Source organism: Stenotrophomonas forensis (assembly GCF_028752115.1).
GTDB lineage: Bacteria > Pseudomonadota > Gammaproteobacteria > Xanthomonadales > Xanthomonadaceae > Stenotrophomonas > Stenotrophomonas forensis.
In genome coordinates this window covers 3,450,098-3,466,138 of record NZ_CP082270.1, presented here as the reverse complement: position 1 = coordinate 3,466,138, position 16,041 = coordinate 3,450,098, and the positions used below count along the sequence as shown (strand labels likewise).

Annotated in this window: 12 protein-coding genes; 6 read left to right on the top strand and 6 right to left on the bottom strand. The window is 67.0% G+C overall.

The window, feature by feature from the left end; translation table 11 throughout:
- The first annotated feature begins 72 nt into the window (after nucleotides 1–72).
- From K5L94_RS16075 to K5L94_RS16050, 6 genes are all read left to right on the top strand, one after another.
- Nucleotides 73–1,317 (top strand): DUF418 domain-containing protein, encoded by a 1,245-nt coding sequence (locus tag K5L94_RS16075; protein ID WP_274510860.1) that lies wholly within the window; start codon nucleotides 73–75, stop codon nucleotides 1,315–1,317.
- Nucleotides 1,318–1,320: 3 nt separating this feature from the next.
- The gene (locus tag K5L94_RS16070) at nucleotides 1,321–2,571 is read left to right on the top strand and encodes an NAD(P)/FAD-dependent oxidoreductase (protein ID WP_274510859.1); all 1,251 of its coding nucleotides are present in this window, start codon (nucleotides 1,321–1,323) and stop codon (nucleotides 2,569–2,571) included.
- A complete protein-coding gene (gene gorA / locus K5L94_RS16065; protein ID WP_180878486.1) occupies nucleotides 2,568–3,926 on the top strand; it encodes a glutathione-disulfide reductase in 1,359 nt (452 codons plus the stop codon). Before K5L94_RS16070 ends, gorA begins: the two co-directional genes overlap by 4 nt.
- A 186-nt stretch (nucleotides 3,927–4,112) precedes the next feature.
- Complete coding sequence (locus tag K5L94_RS16060) at nucleotides 4,113–5,033, top strand: DMT family transporter (protein WP_180878485.1); 921 nt, start codon at nucleotides 4,113–4,115, stop codon at nucleotides 5,031–5,033.
- Nucleotides 5,030–5,368, top strand: coding sequence for an MGMT family protein (locus tag K5L94_RS16055; protein ID WP_224329410.1), 339 nt, complete (start codon nucleotides 5,030–5,032; stop codon nucleotides 5,366–5,368). The genes K5L94_RS16060 and K5L94_RS16055 overlap by 4 nt, the downstream gene beginning before the upstream one ends.
- 93 nt (nucleotides 5,369–5,461) lie before the next feature.
- Nucleotides 5,462–6,136, top strand: a complete 675-nt coding sequence (locus tag K5L94_RS16050; RefSeq protein WP_008267505.1) for a rhomboid family intramembrane serine protease — start codon at nucleotides 5,462–5,464, stop codon at nucleotides 6,134–6,136.
- A gap of 134 nt (nucleotides 6,137–6,270) precedes the next feature.
- Here the strand turns inward: K5L94_RS16050 and K5L94_RS16045 are convergent, their stop codons facing one another.
- From K5L94_RS16045 to K5L94_RS16020, 6 genes are all read right to left on the bottom strand, one after another.
- Nucleotides 6,271–7,854, bottom strand: a complete 1,584-nt coding sequence (locus K5L94_RS16045) for a phytoene desaturase family protein (protein ID WP_274510858.1) — start codon at nucleotides 7,852–7,854, stop codon at nucleotides 6,271–6,273.
- A gap of 76 nt (nucleotides 7,855–7,930) precedes the next feature.
- Nucleotides 7,931–8,425 (bottom strand): VOC family protein, encoded by a 495-nt coding sequence (locus tag K5L94_RS16040; protein WP_053450418.1) that lies wholly within the window; start codon nucleotides 8,423–8,425, stop codon nucleotides 7,931–7,933.
- A 124-nt stretch (nucleotides 8,426–8,549) separates the two neighbouring features.
- A complete protein-coding gene (locus K5L94_RS16035; RefSeq protein ID WP_053450417.1) occupies nucleotides 8,550–10,559 on the bottom strand; it encodes a M13 family metallopeptidase in 2,010 nt (669 codons plus the stop codon).
- A 158-nt stretch (nucleotides 10,560–10,717) separates the two neighbouring features.
- Nucleotides 10,718–12,820 (bottom strand): M13 family metallopeptidase, encoded by a 2,103-nt coding sequence (locus tag K5L94_RS16030; RefSeq protein WP_053450416.1) that lies wholly within the window; start codon nucleotides 12,818–12,820, stop codon nucleotides 10,718–10,720.
- Between the two features lie 194 nt (nucleotides 12,821–13,014).
- Entirely contained in the window at nucleotides 13,015–13,845 is an 831-nt protein-coding gene (locus tag K5L94_RS16025; protein WP_053450415.1) for an SEL1-like repeat protein, read from the bottom strand.
- A 135-nt stretch (nucleotides 13,846–13,980) separates the two neighbouring features.
- Nucleotides 13,981–15,990, bottom strand: coding sequence for an alpha/beta hydrolase family protein (locus K5L94_RS16020; protein WP_274510857.1), 2,010 nt, complete (start codon nucleotides 15,988–15,990; stop codon nucleotides 13,981–13,983).
- Nucleotides 15,991–16,041 lie beyond the last annotated feature (51 nt).

The window sequence follows — 16,041 nt, the reverse complement described above, 5'->3', positions numbered from 1 at the left end:
GGCCCGCTTCGGCGGGCCGTTGCGTTTCTGGAACACGGCGCGGGCATCCATGGCGCGTGGGCCGGCGGCATAATGGCGGACCTGCCCGACGGATGCCCCGTGAACGCCGCTTCTCCCTCCCTGCAGCCGATGGCTTCCGGCGAACGCATCGCCGTGCTGGACATCCTGCGTGGTGCCGCCCTGCTGGGCATCCTGTTGATGAACATCGAGGCCTTCAGTGGCCCGCTGGACCTGGCGTTCACCGGCATCGACGTGCGCTGGCAGGGCATCGACTACTGGGCCGATGCCTTTGTCTATGTGTTCGTGCAGGGCAAGTTCTTCACCCTGTTCTCGCTGCTGTTCGGCGCCGGCTTTGCGGTGATGGCGCAGCGCGCCGACGTGGCCGGACGCAATTTCACTCCGTTCTACCTGCGCCGCAGCGCCGGGCTGCTGCTGATCGGCCTGTGCCACGCGCTGCTGGTCTGGTCCGGCGACATCCTGGTGATGTACGCGCTGATCTCGCTACCGTTGCTGGCCTGCCGCGAGGCACCGCGCAGCTGGCTGCCGTGGATGGGCGTGATCGTCTACCTCGGCGGCGTGGCGATGATGCTGCTGGTCGGCGCGATGGTGTCGATGGCCTCGGCCGAAGAGGTGCAGGGCATGCTCGGCGAAGCGCAGCAGAGCATCGCGCTGCAGCGTCAGGTATACGGGCAGGGCAGCTGGGCGCAGGCCACCGTGCAGCGCTTGAGCGAGTTCGGTACCTCGATGGGCGCGCTGCTGATCACAGGCCCGGAAGTGCTGGGCATGTTCCTGATCGGCAGCTGGTTCGCCGGCAGTGGCGCGCTTGCCGCGCCGGAGCGCTTCCCACGCCTGTACGCCTCGCTGCGCTGGATCGCGCTGCCGCTGGGCCTGCTGGTCACGGTGCTGGGTGTTGCCTGGAAACCGTACCTGGCACCGGGTGCTTACGATCTGCCGGTAACAGCCGCAATGGCACTGGTGACGATCGGCGGCCTGCCGATGTGCCTGGGCTACCTGGCGTGGATCGTGCACTGGCGCACGCGGCTGGCATGGCTGGCGCCGGTCGGCCGCATGGCGTTGACCCACTATCTCGGCCAGTCGCTGCTGTGCACCTGGGTCTTCTACCACTACGGACTGGGCAGGTTCGAGATGGTGCCGCGCAGTGTGCAGCTGCTGTTCGCGCTGCTGCTGTTTGCCGTGCAGGTGGGCATCTCGCACGTGTGGCTGCGCCATTTCCGTTTCGGGCCCATGGAATGGCTGTGGCGTGCGATGACCTACCGGCAATGGCCGCCGATGCGGCGCGGAGCCGGGCAGGGCTGATCGATGTCGAGGGCGCGCGAGGACGTGATCGTGGTCGGCGCCGGGGCCATCGGCCTGGCCAGCGCGCTCGCGTTGCGCGCGCAGGGCCGGCAGGTGCGCGTGATCGACCGGGCGCGCGTCGGGGGCGCGACGTCGCATGGCAACTGCGGCACCATCACCCCCAGCCACGCACCGCCACTGGCGGCGCCCGGGGTACCGCTGCGCGCGTTGCGCTGGATGCTCGATCCACGCGCGCCGCTGTACGTGCGCACGCGGCTGGATCCCACGCTGTGGCGTTGGTTGCTGCAGTTTGGTGCACGCTGCAATCCACGCGACTGGCTGCAGTCCACGCGTGCACGCGCTGCACTGCTGGATGATTCGCGGCAGCGCCTGGCCGCATGGGTGCAGGCGCATGCGCTTGACTGTGAGTTCGCTGCGCGCGGGCTGGACTACGTGTTCGGCGATGCACGCAACTTCGACCACCATGTGGCTGAATGCGAGGCACTGAACGCGCAGGGCATCGCCACGACCTGCATCGGTGGTGGCGACTATGCGCGCGCGAATCCGGCCTTCCACGATCACCTGGCCGGTGCGATCCATTTTCCTGGTGATGCGCAGCTGCGGCCGGATCGCTACACCGCCGAGCTGGCACGCGTGCTGCGCGCGCAGGGCGTGGTGATCGACGAGCAGGTGGACGTGCAGGGATTCAGCGATGACGCACAGGGTGTACGCGTGCAGGCGGATGGGCAGTTGCTGGCCGCGCGCGAGCTGGTACTGGCGACCGGGCCGTGGTCGCGGCACTGGGCCCGGCAGCTGGATCTGCGCGTGCCGATCCAGCCTGGCAAGGGCTACTCGCTGACCTGGTCGCGGCCGGCGCTGGTGCCGCAGCGGCCGGTGGTGCTGAAAGATCATTCCGTGTTCGTGATCGCCTGGCGCGAAGCGCTGCGGCTGGGCGGTACCATGGAATTCGCCGGTGCCGATCCAAGCTTGCGCGCGACCCGCCTGCGCGCGCTGCAGCAGGCTGCCGACCACTACCTGCGCGCGCCACGCGGTGCGCAGCTGCAGGAGCAGTGGTGCGGTTGGCGACCCATGAGCGTGGACGACGTGCCGTTGATCGGCCGTGCGCCCGCGCATCCTCACGTCTGGCTTGCAGCGGGGCATGGCATGCTCGGCATCAGCATGAGCGCCGGCACCGGCCAGCTGATCGCCGATCTCGTCTGCGGCCGCACCCCAGCGATCGATCCTGCCCCTTACCGACCCGAGCGATTCCGATGAGCACTGCACCCTATGATTACGACCTGATCGTCCTTGGCGGCGGCTCCGCCGGCCTGGCCGGTGCGATCCGCGCCGCGCAGCATGGCAAGCGGGTGGCAATGCTGGAGCCGGGCGAACTCGGCGGTACCTGCGTCAATGTCGGCTGCGTGCCGAAGAAGGCGATGTGGCTGGCGGCCGACCTGCACGAACGCATCGGCCTGGCCAGTGCGATGGGCTTCGATGTCGAGGCGCGCCCGGCGCTGTCGTGGAAGGAACTGGTGATCCATCGCCAGGCCTACATCAGCAACATCCACACCAGTTACCACAAGCGCCTGGACGAGACCGGCGTGGTGCGCATTCCGGCGCGCGGCCACCTGCTCGATGCGCACACGGTGGCCTGCAGCGATGGCGTGCGCTACAGCGCCGAGCACATCCTGATCGCCACCGGCGCGCACCCGCTGCGGCCGGACATTCCGGGCGCCGAACTGGGCCTGGTGTCTGATGACTTCTTCGATCTGCGTGCGGCACCTGCCGACGTGGCGATCATCGGCGGTGGCTACATCGCGGTGGAACTGGCGGGCCTGCTGCAGGCGCTGGGCAGCCGGGTCAGCCTGCTGGTGCGTGGCAAGCGCCTGCTGGAGCGCTTCGATTACGAGCTGACCGATCAGCTGGCCGAGAACCTGAAGCAGCAGGGCGTGCGAATTCATTTCGACTACCGCCTGCGCGAACTGCAGCGCGATGGCGAGCGCGTGCGCGCCTTCGGCCACGACGGTCCGCTCGACAGCGTGTTCGATGCGGTGTTCTTCGCCACCGGCCGGCGCGGAAACAGCCGTGATCTGGGACTGGAGGCACTCGGCATCGGCATCGGCGAACACCAGCAGGTGCAGGTGGATGAGTGGCAGACCACCAGCGTGCCGAGCGTGCATGCCGTGGGTGACATCGCCGGCAAGGTCGGCCTGACCCCGGTGGCAGTGGCGGCATCGCGGCGGCTGATGGATCGCCTGTTCGGTGGCCGCCCGCAGTCGAAGATGGATTACGAGAATGTGGCCAGCGTGGTGTTCTCGCACCCGCCGTTGGGCGCGGTGGGCATGAGCGAAGAGGAAGCGCGCGCGCGTTTCGAGCAGGTGAGCGTGTACCACAGCCGCTTCCGCCCGATGCTGCAGGCGCTGGCCAACGGCACCCAGCGCAGCCTGTTCAAGATGGTCTGCGCCGGCCCGGAGGAACGGGTGGTGGGCATCCACCTGCTGGGCGAAGCGGCCGATGAGATCCTGCAGGGCTTCGCGGTGGCGGTGAAGATGGGCGCAACCAAGGCCCAGTTCGATGACACCGTGGCGATCCATCCGACCTCGGCCGAGGAAGTGGTGCTGATGCGCTGACCCGGGCCGTTGTAGAGCTGAGCCATGCTCGGCTGCCGTGCGAAAGCAGTCGAGCATGGCTCGACACTACAGAAGGCGGCATTCGGGCACGCTCAGCGCTACCGGGGTGGGCACCGGTCGCCCCCATGCGACAATGGCTGCCCCCACGCCATCCCGGGCCGCCCCGCGCGGCCCGCCGTCGTCCTGATGTCCAGCCCCGCTTCCCGTATCGCCACCGCTTCCCCTCGCATCGCGCTGGGGGGCATTGGCCTGGCCGCGATCGGCGCCATCGCCGCCTCCGGCAAGGCGATCATCGTCAAGCTCGGCCTGCGCCATGGCGTGGATGCCACTACGCTGCTCGCGCTGCGCATGCTGATGGCGTTGCCCTTGTTCGTGCTGATGGCGCTGTGGGCCGCGCGCCGGGCCGCGCCGCTGTCCTGGGCCGACCGCGCCCGGGTGCTGTGGCTGGGTTTCACCGGCTACTACCTGTCCAGCCTGCTCGACTTCCAGGGACTGCAGTACATCAGCGTGACCCTGGAACGGCTGATCCTGTACTTGAATCCAACCCTGGTGCTGTTGATCAACGTGCTGCTGGCACGCCAGCGACCCGGCCGATGGCAGGTCGGCGCGCTGGTGCTGAGCTATCTGGGCGTGCTGCTGGCGTTCGGCCACGACCTGCAGCGCGAGGGCGGGCAGATCATCATCGGAAGCCTGCTGGTGCTGGGCAGTGCGCTCAGCTACGCGCTGTACCTGTTCGGCAGCGGCCAGGTGGTCGCGCGAATCGGCGCGGTACGGCTGACCGCCTACGCCAGTTGCGTGGCCAGCGTGCTGGTGCTGCTGCATTTCGCGGTCACCCATCCGCTGCCGCTGCTGTGGCAGGCGCCGGCACCGGTGCAGTGGCTGTCGCTGGTCAACGCCACTGTGTGCACCGTGTTGCCGGTGCTGGCGATCATGCTGGCGGTGCAGCGCGTGGGTTCGTCGCTGGCCGCACAGGTCGGTATGCTGGGCCCTGTTTCCACCATCGTGATGAGCCTATGGCTGCTCGACGAACCGATGGGGCCGGCGCAGATCGCCGGCACCGTGCTGGTGCTGATCGGCGTACTGCTGGTGACCCGCCTGCGGCGCTGACGCCGGAACAGGCGCGCGCGCGCATCCTGGCGGTGATCCGTGCCATTCCGGCGGGGCAGGTGATGGGCTACGGGCAGGTGGCGATGCGTGCCGGCCTGCCCGGGCGGGCGCGGCTGACCGCACGCATCCTCGGCCAGAACGACGACCCGGACCTGCCCTGGCATCGCGTGCTGCGCTCGGATGGGCGCATCGCCATGGAAGAAGGCTCGGCGGGCTGGCGCGAGCAATCGCAGCGGCTGCGCGCCGAAGGCGTGGTGGTGGAGAACGGCCGGGTGCGGATGCCGGCCACCGATCCGGCCGCGGCGCTGGATGCGGCGGTGTGGGGGCCGGGCTGAGCGCGGCTGGCGACTGAACAGGCCGTGCCTGGCGGTCGCCAACAAGGCCGGGTGCTGCGGCTATGATGGAGGCCGATCCATGCCGGTGCTCCCATGTTCCCGCGACTGCCAACCGTCACCAAGGCCCTGCTGATCGCCAACGCGATCCTGTTCCTGCTGCAGCAGCCGTTCCTGCTCGGCATGCAGACCTTCGAGCCGTTCATGCTGCAACCGTTGCAGCAGGGCTTCGATGCGTTCTCGCCGGGCGGCAACTTCCAGCCCTGGCAGCTGCTGACCTATGGCTTCCTGCATGGCAGCTTCGGCCATCTGTTCTTCAACATGCTGGCGGTCTTCATGTTCGGCGCGCCGCTGGAGCAGACCTGGGGCGAGAAGCGCTTCCTGCTGTACTACCTGGTCTGCGTGGCCGGCGCCGGTGTCTGCCAGCTGCTGGTGGGGACGCTGCTGGAGAACCCGGCGACGGTGCTGGGCGCCTCCGGCGGCGTATTCGGCCTGCTGCTGGCCTACGGCATGCTGTTCCCCAACCAGCGGGTGATGTTGCTGTTCCCGCCGATCCCGATGAAGGCACGGACCTTCGTGATCCTGTTCGGCGTGGGTGAACTGGTGCTGGGCATGACCGGCTGGCAGCCGGGCGTGGCCCATTTCGCGCACCTGGGCGGCATGCTGTTCGGCTGGTTGCTGATCCGCTACTGGCGCGGGCAGCCGCCGTTCAACAAGCGCCGCCCGCCGGGCCCGCCGAATCGACCGAACCATCTGCGCAGCGTGAAGTGAGGCGCTATGCGCCCCACTTCACGCGGGTAGGTGCCAACCTTGGTTGGAACGCTTTGAATGGGATCATTTGACGCGGTAGGTGCCAACCTCGGTTGGCGTTCACTCTGCCGCTCTGTGCCAACCAAGGTTGGCACCTACCCATCCTGCAACACCACCTGCGCGGCATTGTGCCCCGGTGCACCGGTAACGCCGCCGCCCGGATGGGTGCCCGAACCGCACAGGTACAGCCCGGGCAGCGCGCCGCGGTAGCCGGCCTGGCCGACCATCGGCCGCGCCGAGAACAACTGGTTGGCACTGAGCGCACCGTGGAAGATGTCGCCACCGATCAGGCCGAAGGTCCGTTCAAGATCCAGCGGTGACAGCACCTGGCGGCCCAGCACGCTGCCGGCGAACCCTGGCGCATAGCGTTCGACGGTGGCGATCATCAGGTCGGCTACGGTGTCCCGATGATCATCCCAGTGGCGGCCGTCGGGCAGCACCGGTGCCACGTGCTGGCAGAACAGGCTGGCCACATGCTGCCCGGGCGGTGCCAGCGAATCGTCCAGCGTACTCGGAATCAGCATCTCCACGATCGGTTCGCGTGACCAGCCCTCGCGGCGCGCATCCAGCCAGGCGCGGTCCATGTAGTCCAGGCTGGGCGCCATGATGATGCCGGCGCTGAGGTGATCGCCGGGGCCGGGCAGGGCGCGGAACTCCGGCAGCCGCGACAGCGCCACGTTCATCCGGAACGTGCCGGAACCGCAGCGCCAGTTCGCCATGCGTTCGCGTGTGGCGGGTGGTACGTGCGCCGGTTCCAGCAGATGTTCGTAGAGCAGTTTCGGGTTGACGTTGGCGATCACCGCGCGTGCGCGCAGGGTTTCGCCGTTGGCCAGTTCCACGCCCACCGCGCGGCCCTGCTCGATCAGCACGCGCTGCACGCCGGCCTCCACGCGCAGTTCCGCACCGGCCGCGCGCGCCGAGGCGGCGATGGCCTGGCTGATCGCGCCCATGCCACCAATCGCGTGGCCCCAAGCGCCCTTTACGCCGTTGCACTGGCCGAACACGTGGTGCAGCAGCACGTAGGCACTGCCCGGGGTATACGGGCTGGCGTAGTTGCCGACGATGCCATCGAAACCGAACAGCGCCTTGATCGGCTCGCTCTCGAACCAGCGGTCCAGATACTCCGCCGCCGACAGCGTGAACAGGTCCAGCAGTTCCTGCCGTAGCGAGGGATCCAGCGTCGACAGTTCGCGCCCGAGACGACCCATCTGCCACAGTGCGGGCAGGGCTCGCCAACCACCTGCAACGCCAATATCCGGCGGTGCGCGCAGGGCCCACGCGCGCAGCACGTCGGCAAAGATCTCCAGGCGTGCCTCATATTCGGGCAGGCGCTGCGCATCCCGCTCGGAGAACTTCGCGACTTCGGCCTGGGTGCGGCCGGGTGCCGAGAGCAGATAGCGGCCATCCGGCAATGGCAGGAAGTTGTTGGCGGGGCGCGCGACGATGCGCAGCCCGTGCGCATGCAGTTGCAGGTCGTCGATCACCTTGGGCTGCAGCAGTGACACCGTGTACGACGCCACCGAGTTGCGAAAGCCCGGATGGAATTCCTCGGTGACCGCCGCACCGCCGAGAACGCCACGACGTTCCAGCACCAGTACCTTCTTTCCGGCGCGCGCCAGATAGGCCGCGCAGACCAGGCCGTTGTGGCCACCGCCAACGACGATCGCATCCCAGGTCATCAGCGCCTCGGAAAAAGGGGACGGAGGGGATTAAGTCGCAATTCGCATTGCAGCGCAGGCAGTGGGGGAAAACGACTTAATCCCCTCCGTCCCCTTTTTTGATCGCCGCCTCAATGGTGGCGATGTCGATCTTCTTCATCGGCATCATCGCGTTGAAGGCGCGCTTGGCCAGTGCCTTGTCCTTGCTGGTCACCGCTTCGATCAGCATGCGCGGGCTGATCTGCCAGGAGATGCCCCAGCGGTCCTTGCACCAGCCGCATTGGCTCTCCTGGCCGCCGTTGCCGACGATCGCGCTCCACAGGCGGTCGGTCTCGGCCTGGTCTTCGGTCTGGATCTGGAAGGAGAATGCTTCGCTGTGCTTGAACGCGGTACCGCCGTTGAGGCCGACGCAGGGAATGCCACAGACGGTGAATTCGACGGTAAGCACATTGCCTTCCTTGCCGTCAGGATAGTCACCGGGCGCGTGATGCACGGCGGTCACCGCGCTGTCGGGCAGGATGCTGGCGTAGAAGGTGGCGGCCTCGAGCGCGCCGTTGTCATACCAGACGCAGATCGTGTTCTTGTGTGCCATGTCAGGGCTCCACGATGGACGAAGCAGCAGCGATAGCATGCCCGGTGTTAACCCCGGATCGTGCTGCACCCGCAAAAAAAAGGGCGCCCGAAGGCGCCCCTGTGTTACCGATTCATCAGCAGGCTCAGCGCCAGACCTTGATCTGCTCGGCCTCGCTGCGCTGCATCGGCTGGCCGGCCTTGCAGCTGAAGGTGGCACCGAAGGCCGGCAGGTTGGCCAGCGTGCCATTGCTGCGCCACAGGCCCGGCGCGCGGATGTCGGCGGTCAGGCGGCGCACGGCTTCGTTCGGCGACAGCTGCTGTGCCCACAGCGCCGACCAGGCGCGGAAGAAGCCCTGCTGCTGTGCCTGCTTGGCCTTCGGTTCCTGTGCGGTGTACGCGGCCCAGGCCAGTTCCAGGCCAGCGATGTCGGCCAGGTTCTCTTCCTGGGTGAGCGTGCCGTTGACCTTGGCACCCTTCACGCCGGGGAAGTCGTAGGCGCCGTACTGTGCGGCCACGCGGTTGCCGAGCAGGGTCCAGGCGGTCTTGTCGGCCGGGGTCCACCAGCTGCGCAGCTCGCCCTTGGCATCGACCAGTGCACCCTTGGCATCGATCGCACGGGTCAGCTCGTGGCCGACCAGGCCACCGAAGCTGCCGAACTTGTCGGCGGCGTCAGCCTTGGCGTTGAACACCGGGCCCTGCAGGATCGCGGCGGTAACGATCAGGCGGTTCTGCGCCAGGTCGTAGGCCAGCGACGGCTGCTGCGGCAGCACGTCCCAGCGACGGTCGGCGTTGCCCTTGCCGATGCGCTTCATTTCCTCGCGATGGCGCCAGGTCGAAGCGATCAGCATGTTGCCGCCGAACGAGCCACGGCCCATCGGCTGCACGCTGTAGTCCAGGTCGCGCAGCGGGGTGCCGATCTCGATCTTCAGCGCGGCCAGCTTGGCCTGCGCTTCGGTCTTGGCTTCGGCGCTCATCCAGCTGCTGTTCCTGACCGCTTCGATCTGCACTTCGCGGACCTTGTCGACGATCCACGCCGCCTGGCGACGGTCTTCGGCCGACAGGTAACGCGCGGCGTACTCGCGGCCGACCATCGGGCCGGCGGCCACGTTGATCGCGTCCAGCACGTCTTCCCAGCGCTGCGGCGGCAGGGTTTCGCCGCGCAGCACGCGGCCGCGGAATTCGAACTCGGCGTCGCGGTAGGCCTTGGACAGGTACGGCGCCATCGCGTCACCCACGCGCCAGCGCAGGTAGGCCTTCCACTGGTCCGGCTTGAGCTTGGTGACCATGCCGTCGAGCTGCTTGAACAGGCCCGGGTCGGCCAGCGAGACCAGGTCGTCATCCACGCCCTGGGCCTTCAGGAAGGCATCCAGCTGCAGGTTGCGGTAGCGGCTGTTGAGCTCCTTGGTGGAGATCGGCGCGTAGTTGTTGAACGGGTTGTTGATGCCGGCCAGCGACTGCGCATTGCGTGCCAGCTCGGTTTCCAGCGCGATCACCGACTGCGATTCGGCATCCAGCTTGGCGGCGGGGGTGCCGGTCAGTGCCAGGATCTGCTTGACGTAGGCGCGGTAGCGACCCATCAGCGCCACGGTGTCGGCGTCGGTGCGGGTATAGAACGCCGGGTCCGGCAGGCCCATGCCGCCCTGCATGAAGTAGCCGATGTGGCGATCCAGCGCCTTCAGGTCCACGTCGGGGCCGAAGTTGAAGGCCACCGGAATGCCAACCTGGTGCAGCGCGGCGATCGACGCCGGCACGTCCTTGGCCTTCTTGATGGCGTTGATGCGGGTCAGCAGCGGGGCGATCGGGTTGGAACCGTCGGCTTCCACCGCGGCTTCGTCCAGGCCGCTGGCCCAGAAGTCACCCAGCAGCTTCTGCACGTTGCCCTGCGGCGACTTCATCGCGGCATCGAGCAGTTCGCGCTGCTGCTGGCGGCTGCGATCGACCAGCTGTCCCAGTGCGGTGGTGGCACCGGTCTGCGGTACGGGGTTGGCCTTCAGCCAGCCTGCGTTGGTGGCGTCGTAGAAGTCGCTGCACTGGGCACTGACAGCCGGGGCGCGGGCGGCCTTCTTCTTGGCGGCGGCAAACGCATCGTGGGTCGGGACCAGGGTCGCCAGGCTGATGCCCAGGGCGATGGCAAGCGGACGGAAGTTGGGCATGTGGAACGAATCCGTGATGGATTGAGGGCGCGCGCACTATAGCAAGCCGGGCATCGACGCGGCATGCAGGCATCACGCTGCGTTCGCAGGGCGCCGCCAAAAACAAAGGCCCGGGAAATCCCGGGCCTTTGCAGGTCTGCCGCAGCGTCAGCCGTGGCTTACCAGATCACCACCTGCTGCTCGCCAGCGCGGGCCATCGGCGAACCGGCCTTGCACTGGAACGCAGCGGCGAAGGTCGGCAGGTTCGACGGCGCACCCATGGCGCGGAACTGCGCCGGGGCATGCGGGTCGGTGGCCAGGCGGACCTTGGCGTTTTCCGGGGTGTACTTGGTGCGCCACACGGTGGCCCAGTTGAAGAAGAAGCGCTGGTCGCGGGTGAAGCCGTCGACCTTCGGATCTTCCTTGCCGGCGGTGGCCTTCTGCAGGGCGTCGTAGGCGGTGGCCAGGCCACCCAGGTCGGCGATGTTCTCGCCCAGGGTCAGGTGGCCGTTCACGGCCTGGCCGTCGACCTTGTACTGGTCGAACTGCTTGACCAGCTTGCCGGTCAGGCCTTCGAAGTTCTTCTTGTCGGCCGGGGTCCACCAGTCTTCCATGTTGCCGGTCGGCCCGAAGCGTGCGCCCTGGTCGTCGTAACCATGGGTCATTTCATGGCCGATCACCGCACCGATGCCGCCGTAGTTCAGCGCGTCGTCGGCCTTCGGATCGAAGAACGGCGGCTGCAGGATGGCGGCCGGGAACACGATCTCGTTCTGCAGCGGGTTGTAGTACGCATTGACCGTCTGCGGGGTCATGCCCCACTCGGTCTTGTCGACCGGCTTTCCGATCTTGGACAGGTTGAACTTGTAGTTGAACTCGCTGGCCGCGCGCACGTTGCCCAGGTAGCTGTCGCGCTGGGTCTGCAGGCCGGCCCAGTCACGCCACTTGTCCGGGTAGCCGATCTTCGGGGTGAAGGTTTCCCACTTGGCGATGGCCTTGGCCTTGGTTTCCTCGCTCATCCAGCTCAGGCCCTGGATGCGTTCCTTCAGCGACGCGGCCAGGTTCTTCACCAGCTCTTCCATCTTCGCCTTGGCTTCCGGCGAGAAGGCCACCTTCACGTACAGCTGGCCGAAGGCTTCGCCGGCATCGTTCTCGATGGTGCCCAGCACGCGCTTCCAGCGCGGCTTCTGTTCCTTCTGGCCGTTGAGGGTCTTGCCGTAGAACTCGTAGTTCTCCTGCACGAAGGCGTCGGCCAGGTACGGCGAAGCGCTGTCCACGGTGTGGAAGCGCAGGTAGGCGCGCCATACCGACGGATCGGTGTCGCCCAGCGCCTTGCTCACTTCCTCATGGAAGGCCGGCATGGCCAGCGAGAACTTCTCCGGCGCGGCCACGCCCTGCGACTTGAAGAACTCGGTCCAGCTGAAGTTCGGGGTCAGCTTGTCGGCGTCGGCCAGGGTGACCGGGTTGTAGAACAGCTCGACGTTGCGCGACAGCTCGACGCGCGACTTGGAGGCCTTGGCCAGGCGGGTTTCGAACTTGACCACGTCCTCGGCCTGCTTGGCAGCATCGGCCGCGGCGACACCGGACAGTTCCAGCACCTTGGCGACGTGCGCCTGGTAGGCCTTCAGCTTGTCGGCGTTCTTGGCATCGGTGTAGTAGGTGGTGTCCGGCAGGCCCAGGCCGCCCTGGCTGGCGTAGGCCATGTTCACGGCCGAGTTCTTGAAGTCGGCTTCGGCGCCGAAGCCGAACAGCACGTTGTCGCCCTTGGCCGCGCTGGTGCGCAGGTAGTTGGCGATGGCGGCCTTGTCCTGCAGGCCGTCGATCGCGGTCAGGTCGGCCTTCAGCGGCTCGATGCCCTGCGCGTTGATCTTGGCTTCGTCCATGCCGGTGGCCCACAGGTCGCCGACGATCTTCTCGATGTGGTTCGGGTTCTTCACCTGTGCGACCTGCTCGGCCAGCTGGTGCTGCACAGCCACCGAACGCTCGTCGAGGATGGTGAAGGCGCCCCAGCTGGTGCGGTCGCCCGGGATTTCATTGGCGGCCAGCCACTTGCTGTTGACGTAGTCGCCGAAGGCGCCACAGGCGTCCTTGCTGGTATCCAGGTCGCTGGGCTGGAAGGCGTTGTAGGCCGGCAGCTTGCTTTCGTCCAGGGTGTACTGGGTGGCCTGGGCGGGGGCCGGCGTGGAGGCGGTGGCGTCCTTGGCCGGGGCTTCAGTCTTGCCGCAGCCGACCAGCGCGGCCGAAACGGCCAGGGTCAGCAGCACGATCTTGGGAGTACGGGTCACTTGAATGGCCTCCAGGCCGAGTGAGTCAGGGAAGGGCCGCAGGGCGGCCGTGGGCCGAACGATACGCCGCCGGCCTGCCCCGCAAGGGTGTCGAAGGTCATGGCGCTTGGCAAGGGTGCCTGTACAGGCACCGGTAGGGCAGCAACCGGGCAGGATCGGCACACTGGCCGCGCCTGTCCGCGCCGGCAGGCGGGTCAGTGTTGTTCCGGAATCGGTTGTGGCTGAGCATCGTCGGTCTTCGGCTCCGGGGCATCCGGCTGCGGAGCCACCTCCGGAATGCGGGACGGGCGGCCCGGTTCCGCAGGCAGCTGTGTCACGCTGCCGACGTCGACACGTGCCACCCGCGGCGTCGACCAGATGGTGTCCTGCCACTGGCGGTACTGCGCGGGATCCCAATAGCGGCTGTCGTAGAACTTGGTGCCATCGATCTGTTCGGTGGTGCCGTTCGGACCGGGTACGAGGATCTTCACGTTGCCGGCGAAACCGGTGCGACTGCCGGTCATGCGCTTCTGCTCGCGGCGCATGGCCAACGCCAGGCGGGGTTCCGCAGCAGCATCGCCGAAGCGCGCATAGACGGCTTCGCCCTCGGTCACGGCCTGGACCCGCTCGGCCTCGCTGAGCGCGGCCCAGTAGCGTTCACGCAGCTCGAGGAAGCCCTTGTAGCCACGCTCCGCAGCGAGATCCATCCAGGCATAGGCCAGCGGGCGGTTCACCGCGGTGCCCGTGCCGTTCCACAGCATTTCGGCAACCATCGCCTGTGACACCTTGTCGCCGTAGAAGCCCGCGCGCTGGAAGAAGCCGAAGGCCGCCTGCAGGTCGTTGGCACGCTGCTTTTCCATGCCCAGCATGCGGAAGCGAAGGTCGGGATGGCCATTGAGGAATCCTGCGCTGATCAGCAACGGGTCTTCGGTGGGATCGGACGGCAACGCCGAAGGCGCCTGGGGGGCCGGAGGCGCGGCGAGGGACGTGACAGGCACAGCCAGCGCGAGCAGCAGCGGTGCCAGCAGGGAGGTGCGGGATTTCATGTTCATCTTTCCTTGATCGAATCGTAGAGGCCCATGGATGAAAGGTCCTTCCAGTGCGGGACACTCTGCATGCGGCGTTGGTCACTATGCCAAAAGCAAGGGGGAGGGGGCGGGCGGCCCCCTCCTCCCGGTGCGCTAGGGGCTGCTGGCCCCGGCAGCGGCGCCGCTGCCGATATGGCGACCAAAGAAGTCCAGCATCTTCGTATACAGGTTCACGCGTGCCGGCACCTCGTAGAAGCCGTGCATTTCGCCAGACTGGATGATCACGCCCTCCGGGGCATTGCCGACTTCGGTGAGGGCCTTGGCCATCAGTTCGGTCTGCTCGGGCACCGCACGCACATCACGCGCGCCGGCGGCCAGGAACACCGGAATCTTCACTTCTGCGGCGCGGCGGGCCGGAGAGGCCTTGGTCCACTCGGCGACGTCGGTGCCATGGGTTCGACGCAGGTAACGCAGTCCGGATTCGCGCTGCGGAATGTCGCCCTTCTTGAACAGCATGTCCACGTCGTATACGCCGACGTAGCCAAAAGCGCACTTGAACAGGCCAGGCTCACGGATCGGCGCCATCAGCGCGGAATAACCGCCGAAACTGCCACCGTAGATGCACAGTCGATCCTTGTCGGCCACGCCCTGGTCGATCGCCCAGTGGGTCGCATCGAGGATGTCATTCTGGATGCCGTCGGCCCACTGCTTGTGGCCGGCTTCCTCGAAGGCCTTGCCATAGCCGCCCGAGCCACGGAAATTGACCTGCAGCACCGCGTAGCCGCGGCTGGCCAGCAGCTGCGCTTCGGGATTGAAGCCCCAGTTGTCGCGCGGTCCGATCGGGCCGCCGTGCGGGTTGACGATCATCGGCAGGCGCTTGCCTTCGCCTCCCTTGGGCAGGGTCAGATAGCCATGCAGCTGGCGGCCGTCGCGCGCCTGGACCATGAACGGTTTCACCGTAGCCATGCGCTTCGGATCGAGCCAGTCACGCCCCTGCAGCAGGAACCGAGCTTGGCCGCTGGCGCGGTCGAACAGGTACAGCTCGCCCGGATTGGTGTCGCTGTATACCGAGAGCAGGATCTTGGCGCCATCATCGGTATAGCTGGAAAACTGCACCATCTGCCCCGGGAACGCGTTGGCCAGCGACTGGTACAACGCCGCATCCGGATGGTCTTCCTGGACCAGCGTGACCTTCGGGCTGCCGGCCTGATTGACCACGCCGATCAGCTGCTTGTCGTCGGTGCTCCACATCAGCTGCGAGACTTCGGTGACCGGGTCCTGGAACAGTCGCTTGAACTGGCCGGTGGCCGTATCCAGCGTACCCACGGCGGCCGGTGCCTTGCCATCATCCTGCTCAGCGTAGACCGTGCCGTCAGCGGTGGTGCGCAACACGCGCAGGTGCTGGCCATCGGACTTGGATGCGTTGATCAGCGTCCAGTTGCTGCCATCGCGCCGATAGAGTTCGCTTCGTTCATCGTATTCGCCGCTTTCGTCGCGGCTGGAACTGCACACGGCGAAGCGCGGCTCCTTGCCGGCATCCAGTGCGATATCGCAGTTCTCCTTGGGCGCGCGTGCCAACGGGGTACGCCGGCCGCTGATGGTGTCCACGCTGACCACCTGGGTTCCCGCGCCCTCGGACGACCGCGGGTAGCGCACCTGCATGATCACGTTCTGGTCATCGCCGCGCAGAGTATCGAGCAGCGAGTACGATTCGTTGCCCACGCTCTTGCTGCGTTGGGTGGCATCGCGGGTGCCGTAGAAGATCACCGGCCGCGCCTGGCTGCCGTCGGCGTTGACGGCGAACCATTCGCCGGTGGGGAACGGCTGCGCATACCCGCCCTGCTTCTTCACGGCATTGAACATCAGCCGCTGGGGAGAGATCCAGTGGAACGCACCGACACTCTTCTTGTCGGGCAGCTGGTTGACCTTCAGTACCTTCAGATCGCTGGTGCGCAGGATGGTCAGCACATCCTGTTCGCCCAGGTCGACGCTGATCGCCAGGTAGTCGCCATTGGGCGAGATCCGGGCGGAATTGAACGTCGCGTGCTTGACGAAGTCTTCGATCGAGTAAGGCGTGGACGACGGCGCGGCAAACGTGGCCGGTGGCAGCAGCGCAGCCATGGCAATGGCCAGCGGGGTGAACAGCTTCGACATCTTCTGCATGGGCAGGTTCCTTGTCCGCTGCGGTGATCGCGTTCACCGCATTCAAAAAAA

Excerpts from the sequence above, each read along its gene's own strand:
- gorA (WP_180878486.1), top strand. The coding sequence starts at position 2,568 with ATGAGCACTGCACCCTATGATTACGACCTGATCGTCCTTGGCGGCGGC.
- K5L94_RS16060 (WP_180878485.1), top strand. The coding sequence starts at position 4,113 with ATGTCCAGCCCCGCTTCCCGTATCGCCACCGCTTCCCCTCGCATCGCG.
- K5L94_RS16025 (WP_053450415.1), bottom strand. The coding sequence starts at position 13,845 with ATGAAATCCCGCACCTCCCTGCTGGCACCGCTGCTGCTCGCGCTGGCT.
- K5L94_RS16040 (WP_053450418.1), bottom strand. The coding sequence starts at position 8,425 with ATGGCACACAAGAACACGATCTGCGTCTGGTATGACAACGGCGCGCTC.
- K5L94_RS16070 (WP_274510859.1), top strand. The coding sequence starts at position 1,321 with ATGTCGAGGGCGCGCGAGGACGTGATCGTGGTCGGCGCCGGGGCCATC.
- K5L94_RS16050 (WP_008267505.1), top strand. The coding sequence starts at position 5,462 with ATGTTCCCGCGACTGCCAACCGTCACCAAGGCCCTGCTGATCGCCAAC.
- K5L94_RS16045 (WP_274510858.1), bottom strand. The coding sequence starts at position 7,854 with ATGACCTGGGATGCGATCGTCGTTGGCGGTGGCCACAACGGCCTGGTC.
- K5L94_RS16020 (WP_274510857.1), bottom strand. The coding sequence starts at position 15,990 with ATGCAGAAGATGTCGAAGCTGTTCACCCCGCTGGCCATTGCCATGGCT.
- K5L94_RS16075 (WP_274510860.1), top strand. The coding sequence starts at position 73 with ATGGCGGACCTGCCCGACGGATGCCCCGTGAACGCCGCTTCTCCCTCC.
- K5L94_RS16035 (WP_053450417.1), bottom strand. The coding sequence starts at position 10,559 with ATGCCCAACTTCCGTCCGCTTGCCATCGCCCTGGGCATCAGCCTGGCG.